The sequence below is a fragment of the Aquimarina sp. RZ0 genome (assembly GCF_008370685.1).
Classification (GTDB): domain Bacteria; phylum Bacteroidota; class Bacteroidia; order Flavobacteriales; family Flavobacteriaceae; genus Aquimarina.
Genome location: NZ_VTZU01000083.1, coordinates 19953 through 28706, shown reverse-complemented (window position 1 = coordinate 28706; position 8754 = coordinate 19953). Strand labels below are relative to the sequence as shown.

9 protein-coding genes are annotated in these 8754 nt (G+C 31.2%); all 9 read right to left on the bottom strand.

Annotation, left to right across the window (positions count from 1 at the left end):
- Positions 1-129: 129 nt before the first annotated feature.
- Positions 130-600 (bottom strand): tetratricopeptide repeat protein, encoded by a 471-nt coding sequence (locus F0000_RS22980; protein WP_149627070.1) that lies wholly within the window; start codon positions 598-600, stop codon positions 130-132.
- A 456-nt stretch (positions 601-1056) separates the two neighbouring features.
- A complete protein-coding gene (locus F0000_RS22975; RefSeq protein ID WP_149627069.1) occupies positions 1057-1602 on the bottom strand; it encodes a hypothetical protein in 546 nt (181 codons plus the stop codon).
- Positions 1603-1727: 125 nt separating this feature from the next.
- Positions 1728-2108, bottom strand: a complete 381-nt coding sequence (locus F0000_RS22970; RefSeq protein WP_149627068.1) for a hypothetical protein — start codon at positions 2106-2108, stop codon at positions 1728-1730.
- Between the two features lie 275 nt (positions 2109-2383).
- On the bottom strand, positions 2384-2983 hold the full coding sequence (locus F0000_RS22965) for a hypothetical protein (RefSeq protein ID WP_149627067.1): 600 nt from the start codon (positions 2981-2983) through the stop codon (positions 2384-2386).
- Positions 2984-2990: 7 nt separating this feature from the next.
- Complete coding sequence (locus F0000_RS22960; protein WP_149627066.1) at positions 2991-3662, bottom strand: hypothetical protein; 672 nt, start codon at positions 3660-3662, stop codon at positions 2991-2993.
- Between the two features lie 147 nt (positions 3663-3809).
- Positions 3810-4271, bottom strand: a complete 462-nt coding sequence (locus tag F0000_RS22955; RefSeq protein ID WP_188112236.1) for an N-acetylmuramoyl-L-alanine amidase — start codon at positions 4269-4271, stop codon at positions 3810-3812.
- A complete protein-coding gene (locus F0000_RS22950) occupies positions 4238-4579 on the bottom strand; it encodes a hypothetical protein (RefSeq protein ID WP_149627064.1) in 342 nt (113 codons plus the stop codon). Before F0000_RS22950 ends, F0000_RS22955 begins: the two co-directional genes overlap by 34 nt.
- Positions 4580-5272: 693 nt before the next feature.
- Positions 5273-6928: an alpha/beta fold hydrolase gene (locus tag F0000_RS22945; protein ID WP_149627063.1), complete on the bottom strand. Its 1656-nt coding sequence runs from the start codon at positions 6926-6928 to the stop codon at positions 5273-5275.
- A 686-nt stretch (positions 6929-7614) separates the two neighbouring features.
- Positions 7615-7974: a DoxX family protein gene (locus F0000_RS22940; RefSeq protein ID WP_149627062.1), complete on the bottom strand. Its 360-nt coding sequence runs from the start codon at positions 7972-7974 to the stop codon at positions 7615-7617.
- Positions 7975-8754: the final 780 nt, after the last annotated feature.

Sequence of the window (8754 nt, the reverse complement as noted above, 5' to 3'; positions counted from 1 at the left end):
GGATAGCACTTGATTTAGCGACCAAGCCCCAGGAGGGCTCTGGGAGCTAGCTCCCAGAGCCCTCCTGGGGCTTAACCCTGAGACAGGGTTATAATTACACTTCCCTCGTTTTTTTCAAAACCGTCAATTTTAAAGAGAAGAATAAAATTTATAATACTGTTTTGATTTTTCATAGTCTTTTTGCCTCCTATAAAACATTCCCAGATTATGAAACCCCAATCCTATCGTAATAGAATCGTTAATACCTTCACTTATATCCAAGGCTTTTAAATACGTAGTTAAGGCTTTTTCTGCATTACCTTGTTTGTTGTCTACAATACCAAGGTAATTCAGCGCTTTTGCCTTATTTTTTTGATAGTATGGTGTAGTACCCTGAATTTCTTCAATTTGTTTTAAAATATCATTGATAATAATTCTAGAGGCTTCTAAATCAAACCGATGCATTTGTTTGACCAGTTCAATTTTATAACCAATCCGTGCTGAATCGGTAGTAGCTTTTGCGATTTTATATTTTAATACGGTTGCAAGACTATCATGAGATTGAGCAACACTGCTTATGGATAATAAAAGGACAACTATAAATACAATATTAGTTTTCAAAAGAAGATTAGGTTTTAATCGTTAATGAGATATTTGTCGATTACTATTTAAAAATACATCATAATCTCTTTGCTACCACTATGAAACCTTTTTACAACCCTTTTGCAACTCCTGATTTTTGCTGCATGCGTTTTACATCCTATGCTAATTCTTCTATAAAAACATTAATTTTTAAAATATTTATCCTGAATTTACTACCATTTCTCGTTTTAAAATACTCATAAAAGATTTTAGACATTCAAATCAAATATCAAAAACCTTGACTATAAGGTAATCTGATCACCTAGATCAGTTAGTTCATATTCTAAAAGAATGGTGTTTCGAAGTATATTTAAAATAACCATCTTGATCTTACTAATTTAAATCTGCTGAAAAATAAATTATTTATTTTCAATCGTATGATGTCCCAAGAGTGAAGTAGGACATCGTGTTTAACAATTAATCAAACTAAGAGTATTATAAGGAGATCCCTACCAAAACACCTGCTCCAATTCCGGCAACGCCAATTAATATTTTTTCAAAAACCGTCTTTCTTCTTTGTCGTTTGGTAGCCTTCTCTACAAGTTCAAGACTGTTTGTTGCTTTCTCAAGGCTGTTTATAGTATAATCCAATGCTTTTTGTGTATTGTTTAAAGTCGCCTGGGTTTTTTCATAAACGATCTGATCTAAACTATCGCTTTTAGTAAAATTGATTTTTAAGCTTCGCTCCAGATCAATATTTCTATGAAGCGTTTGTGTATATTTTTTTATGAGTTCTTTAGTCATTTTATCTTGTTCAATCGTAGTCTGATACACATTCTTGATCGCCAAAAAAGATTTTTTATTGACTAAATAAATATCAGATGTTTTAAACCTGTACAAACTGTCTATTTTTACTGTTAGCGGTTCTCCGGTATGATTGCTATATGACTCAGGAATTTCAATTACTTTTAAAGAATCGATCTCTTGACAGAAAGTTTTAGAAACCATGACGATACAAAGTGTGAATACTAATCTTTTCATCTGTTATTTTTTTATTGCTTTTCAGTTATCAGATAAAGTATGCTGCTAATTATTTTGGCTGGAACTAACTAACCTGATTATTATAGCTCATTACATACCGCTATTGATTTATACTGTACTTATCATTATTTGTTTAAACCAAAAAGATCATCCAATACCAATCGGTCTTTTGCCAACCTATCATTTGTGAGTTTTATGGAGTCCTTAATATGTTGTAAATCATTCCAATCTTTGGCATTTTTTCTTTTAAATGCAAGGATTAAAGAATCTCGTCTATGAATGATCAAATCTTTCTGGAGTTTCATTTGTTCAAATTCTTTCCTGGAGTTTTCTAATTGCGACTTAGTAACAGTGATAACATTTTTTGAAACCTTCAGTTCTTCTTTTGCCTTCTCTAGTTCTGATGTTATGATTTTCCAATTTGTACTGGAATTAAAGATCAAATAACCTATTATGATTAAAAATAATAGTGCAAGGATCTGAAGGATAATAGTAATATTTTTCATCTACACATGATTTGCTATGCAATAAAGGATCTTATCATTTGATCCATAAAAATGTTTTTGAGCGTTGGTTGATAAAAGAATTTATCTGGAGTAACAGGTTTACAATCTAAAAAAGCCCATTCCAAATAGTTAACATTTATAATTATTTTTTAAATACAAAAACCCTTTGATAATATGCGCCGCAAGTTACTTTATCTTGTCCTTTTTTTATCTGTAAGAGCATAACTTTTTCATATATTTCCATTTCTTACTTTAATTAAGTAGACAATAAAAAATTACTCTATAGTCGCGGGTTTCTTTTCAACATTAATAGTGTACTTTTCTTTATATAAAATGATCAGGTTACAAAAAGAGATAATAAAACCCGCAGAAAACAGATAGCACAAAAACAAAAGCATCATTAGCAGTACTCTATTAAACCTTATACTCTCCTTAGTCCAGGCTTTTTCGGGTTCTCCCAATATAATCATCATACGTTCTTTTCTATCAGGCAAAAATCCGTGTGATTCCTTAAAAATTTCAAAAGGATCTTTATCTAACATTTTATTCCCAATAACAATATCCTTTTCTATATACGGTAATGTTTTGGCTTCCCGACAAAAATGATAGGCAGTATAACTACTTATAAAAAGTATTAAAAAGATGATAGACAAGCGCATCCATATTTTAATAAATTTGTTTTTGAGCGAAAATAAGATAAGAAATCCTGCAAGTACCGTAGCCATAAACACACCAAATTTCATAAGAAAAGAGGTGTTTTCGTCTGTAAAATGCCAAGAGGGTAATGGTATAATAAAAGCCCCTGTTACTGACGCAATCCAGGTACTCAGTAAAGTAATTTCTTTCCAAACTTCTTTTAATCGGGTTACCAGCATAGTATCATTATTTTGGAGTTTTTAAAACTAATTGCTTTACTTCTTCTTTTCCATTACTCAAAATAAGATGTAATTCTGCTTCCCCAATGCGATCTTCTTTTTCTAACCAAAACAAGTAATAGCCTGGCACAAAATCCTGAGATGCATTTTGTGTAGGCTTATTAAAACGAAATCTTTTGATATCCAGTTTATTTTCATATGATAGTTTCCCAAACACAAAAAAACCATCATCAACACTGGAATTTACAGTAACTCTGATCTTGGTATTTGCATCATTTTGGGCACTACTAAGAATCGATTGTAACTTAGCATCATAATCTTGATAGATGGCATCCAAAATAAAAACTCTATCTTGTGTTATAGCAAAACCTTTATCTAAACGTTCTAATGCTTTTTGCGCTTCTTGTAATGTCAAAACGTAATTTGTGGTAAGCCCATATTTTTTATTACAGTTTTCTAGTACAGGAAATAACTCTTTGTACTTTTCTTCTAATGCATTGTATTTGACTATAAGATCATCATCTTTTGTTTGTAGAATTTTTTCTGATAAATTCAGTATTACTTGTTCGCTCTTTGACAAGACACCAGAAAGCTTATTATTTGTTGGAGCATAACTCGCACAACCATACATAAGCACTAGTATACAAAATGTAAAACTATATTGGTAGAAACTTTTCATGTGTAATGGTTTTATTTTTTTGCAAATAGATTCTATATTTTATCTGAACTATATTATTTACAAAGTTATGTCCAGAAGTAGGTATCTTGCTATCACAGAAACGACAAAAAAGAGTAATTTCCCGACTTAATATATCTTTATCTCCTTTTACAAAATACCATCAATTATTTTTCCCCAATCAAAAGCAGGACCAATATCCCATTTTCTTGAAGACCTATAGTTTACGTGAGATACAATCCCCCTAAAATTGATTAATTCATTTTTATCTCCGGTAATGTATCGTTTATCCTCTGATAAAAATTTTCTTGGAATAGAATACGTTGCTGTGAGATATCGTAACAATATGAGTACGCTATCATATTGTTGTTTTGTAAATGTGGCATAATATAATTCTCCTCTATAGGGTGATGCTAACTTTGTACATAATTGTGTTTGGTTGATATCGCAGTATACATCGTTATCATTATAAACTGTCACCAGTTTATCGTCAATTCGTTTTAAAAAACCAATATTAGAAATCTCTATTGCAATGGTTCGTTTGCTGCCACTAGTATTGCCTCCAATAGCGCAAGAACCTAGATGATATGCCCAATAAGCAGAGGGCCACAAATTGAGAATTTGCCATTTCTGGCAATAATAAAAGGTACAGATACACGGTAATTAGGTTTTGACAAAGCAGCTACATCTCCTTTTAAATATCCCGCTGTATGATGGAGTACAATTTGTGTTTTTGGATTTTTCTCGTGGTAGTAAAACGAGGCATCACCATTTTTTGATCTGCAACTTATATAGAGCATAGCCTCATTAGTATCTTTTACAGCAATTGTTTTTGCTGTTAAAACAAACTCTTTCCCATCCGAATCTCTCCCCGTCTCAAAAAAAGTTTTCTCATGATTCGCAATACTTGTCGCCTTCATAATTAGTTTGGTTTATTATGACTTTTTTTAACTCGTAATTGTATCTATCAAATATACCTGGATATGCATAGGAACACTATTACAAAAACGACAAACAAAAGAAATTTTCCGACATAGAATTACTTCTTTTCACGAGAGATAAACTGTATCAATACAGCGATTGAACAGGTAATACGATTTGTGATTAAAAAATTCGTATAAATTCATTGAATTATTTTTTCTTTATGCAAGGCAAAAAAATCAAGCATAGCTATAGCTACGGTTTATTTTTTAAACGAAGTAGAAAGGAAAAAGAAACGATGAATATGCGAAATTTTTAGTTATAAATCGTATAATATCAATGCTGTTTTAAAAACACTCAAATAAAAAAACTGCGATTTCTTTATCCTCCTTCAAAATAAAAAAAGCAAGTGTTAATGAATAATTTTAATCAGGAAATGATATAATGGCTTGGTGTAAACTTTAGTTTCTGCATAAAATAAACTGTAGCACAACTAAGAGGTCTAAAAAAAATCAAGTAAACTACCTCGAGGCAAACGAGGCATTTATTGAAAAAAACATGTTGATTTCGAGGCAAGTCTCGAAGCATTTAAATCTCGATTATCGAGTAAACATAAGGATAGATATTTATATATGGATCTATTCAAAAGTAATGCTTTTTGAAATCAAATCTTTATTTGTAATTTTTTATCATTAACTGATTAATTCTGATGGACTCACTGCAAATTCCTTTTTAAAGCATTTAGAAAAATAAGAAGGATTAGAAAAACCTATCTGAAAAGCAATTTCTGAAATAGTATTCTGTTTACCTAATATTAGCTCTTTTGCACGATGCAAACGCACTGAGCATATCAATTTGTTGGGAGATTTATTAGTAACTGCTTTGAGTTTGCGTTGTAGTTGTCGCTGGCTAACACCAATTTCTCTACAAAGCGTTTTTACACCAAAATGCTCATCTCCTAAATGATTATCAATGTTTTGAAGTACTTTTTCCAGAAAAGAATCATTTTGTGGAAATTCGGTATAATCAATCTTAGTATCCCGTATATCATGTCTGAGCTTCTTTGCTATAGTAAATAACAAGAAAGATTCGTTGGATTTAGTTTTGAGAACTGTTTTGTAAGGTGTAAAACTTACACCTGCCCCTACCAATAAATTCTTTACTGTTTGGGTTAATAATATTTGCCCAGGAATAGGCTGCCCGCATATTAATGCAGTCAAATCTTCAGTTTCTTTTCTTACAGGTTTTCCTACGGTGCATTCTTTTATATGGATCCCAATAACCAATTGCGCATTAAAACCTTGAATAGTATTTACCAAATCCATACTACAATGAACAGCCTTACTGGGGCCATCAAAAGTTGCTGTAAACAGTTCTTCATCATATTGAACGATCCCTCCACCATATTGTGCTACATATTGCCTTATAAGCTCTTGATGCACAGAATGATCAGTTTCAGAAGTTATAATACGCCCCACAACGATTGTGAATAGTTGTTTTTCGTAAACGGGTATTGGCTTTATATCCAAAATAAAAGATTTCATTTCTTCTAAAATCTCATCAATGTTACCTGTCCAAAACAGATGATCACTCCCTTCAAATTCAACAAATTTTGCTCCCTGGATGCGTTCTGCTATAAAACGACCTTCTTCAATTTTTACATCAATATCATGAGTACGTTGTAACAGTAAGGTAGGAACATTTATAGAACCCAAAATATCAACAATATCTACTTGTGTATTCATTTTTGTTAATATCAAAGCTGCTCTTGGACTGGCTCCAGAACGAAAATAACTGGCCAGCCAATCCATAAATCTGGTATCATTAGCCTTTGAAGGTGCAAGAGATTCTAAGTTCATGGCACCACTCCCCCAGCTTTTTTCAATCATATCATAAACAGCTTGGCGCTCGACATTGGTAGGAGCCCATGGATAATCAGGAGTATATATCCGTTTGGCGAATATCCCAAAAGCTATCAAAGAAATAGTTCTATTGGGGTATGTAGCAGCAAATAGTGCTGAGACTGATCCTCCTTCAGAATGTCCAAACAAAACTGCTTTTTGGGAACCTACTGCATCCATTACGGCTCTAATATCGTCCATTCTTTCTTCTAATGTTGGAAATTCTACAACACGATCAGAGAGTCCGGTTCCGCGTTTATCAAATAGAATAACTCGAGCTATTTTACCTAATTCTTTTAAAAATTTCACCAATTCCGGGCAAGCCCACATCCAATCAATATTAGAAACCCATCCTGGAATATAAACTAGGTCAATCGTGCCCGAACCAAAAACTTGATATGCAATATTAATGTGACCGCTTTTAGTATATCTGGTATCTGGTTTCATAGTATAATATTTATAAAATATAGTTTTTTTGACTGCCAGAATAATCTACTTTTTTGCCATTCGACATAAAAGTAATAAGCGTAATTACCATCATTATCCGACACTACAAAAATAGATTATACTCAGGCATATCTAACAAAAAAGGATGTATACAATAAGTAGACCTAACGAATATCAACTGCTAAAAAAGGGGTACAATAGGTAGACAAAAAATATTCATGAATTTAATATTCAATTATTTACATATATTTTTTCTTTTCTACATCTTTGAATAGTTTCATTATATGCTTACGTTTTTGGAATTTTATAAAAACGATATCAGAGGCATAAAAATCTGATACAATTTCCCCTTTTCGGTAAAATTGTATCTTTAAATAATCTGCTATAATTTATATGGGTATAACTTTTACAAAATATTTTTAACTCTTATCATGCATCCGTATATCTTTTTCTTAGATGAAATGACCGTAAATTGAATTAAAAGAAATGATTTTAACAGGTAATTTCATTTGAGATATTTCTAAAACCAGTTAATAAATCATATATGAACATTAATCAAAACTTTAGCTACATTTAATTCTCCAAAAAAGACCACTACTTAATATCTTATTGTATACATTTTGAAAGAAATTAATTTGTTTCTTGCTCATATTGGCAATGTTATGCGCCCGTCTTACACACGATATCTATTTCAAAACTAACAACTTATGCAAGTATATATTAGAAGTTATTAGTATGCTTAGTATAATTAAATTGATAACCGTAATAATAATTGGATCCTTATGTGCGGTGTGTGCCACTATTGCAGTAATAAGAAACAATCCTATTCCTGCATAACCCCATTCTTTTATCTGTATAGGAATTCCTGGTACGAGCAAAATGACGACAGCAACTATTTTTAGAATAGCAAGCTGAACTCTAAAATGATCTGGAAACCCCAATTCACGAACTCCATCAATTGTTGTCTTATTGAATAGATATGTGTAAGCACTCCATAAAATAAAAATTGCTATTAAAACTGTTGAAATCCAATATATTATTTTCATACTTAGCTTGAAATGAACACTCATTTCTTTATTTAATTATTTTTTACAACATCTAATAAAAATAGAAGATTCTTCAGATGTAGTTTTTTGACCTAAAATTCGTCTCAATCAGCAAAAAAACAAAACTACAATAGTTCTAAAGTTATCTTTAATAATAATACTGGTTATCATCTGAATTTACTGGAATACCCCTCTTGTTTCACCTTATTTTCAGAACAATATAAACTGTAACCTGCTATGCTTACTATTTTTTCTTTATAGAGATTACTTCGGGGTGAGCCCCAGAGCATTTAAATCTCGATGATTGAGTACATTCAAACAATAAATGGTATAACAACATTTTATTGACCTTGCAAATTTACAGTAATGGAATAAATATTCCAATTTATGATTGTTTTTTAGCTATAAGTAATATCCTTAAATGCGCAATGGATTTATGTTAAGAGCTTAACTAGCCTTTAATAATAAAGTTCTTTACGTTTTTTGTAATAGTCAAAAAAATCACCTAAAACAGGTAAACGATGCAAGCCTTACATTCAAAACATATCTCCTTTTGGTGGATTATGTCATTTCTGATTTAAAATTACTCATCCAAATTTGCTCTTTTTAGTTGATACTTCAAAATAAAAAGAAGCCGAAGCTAAGGTTATGACGATGCTTTAATTTTAATTTGTCTAAACAAAAAAATAACTGCTTTTTATTCGAGCATTTTTAAATCAGGAATAGTATTACATAAAACAAAATACTGTTATGTATTTCTTAATGTAAACTCGACATTTA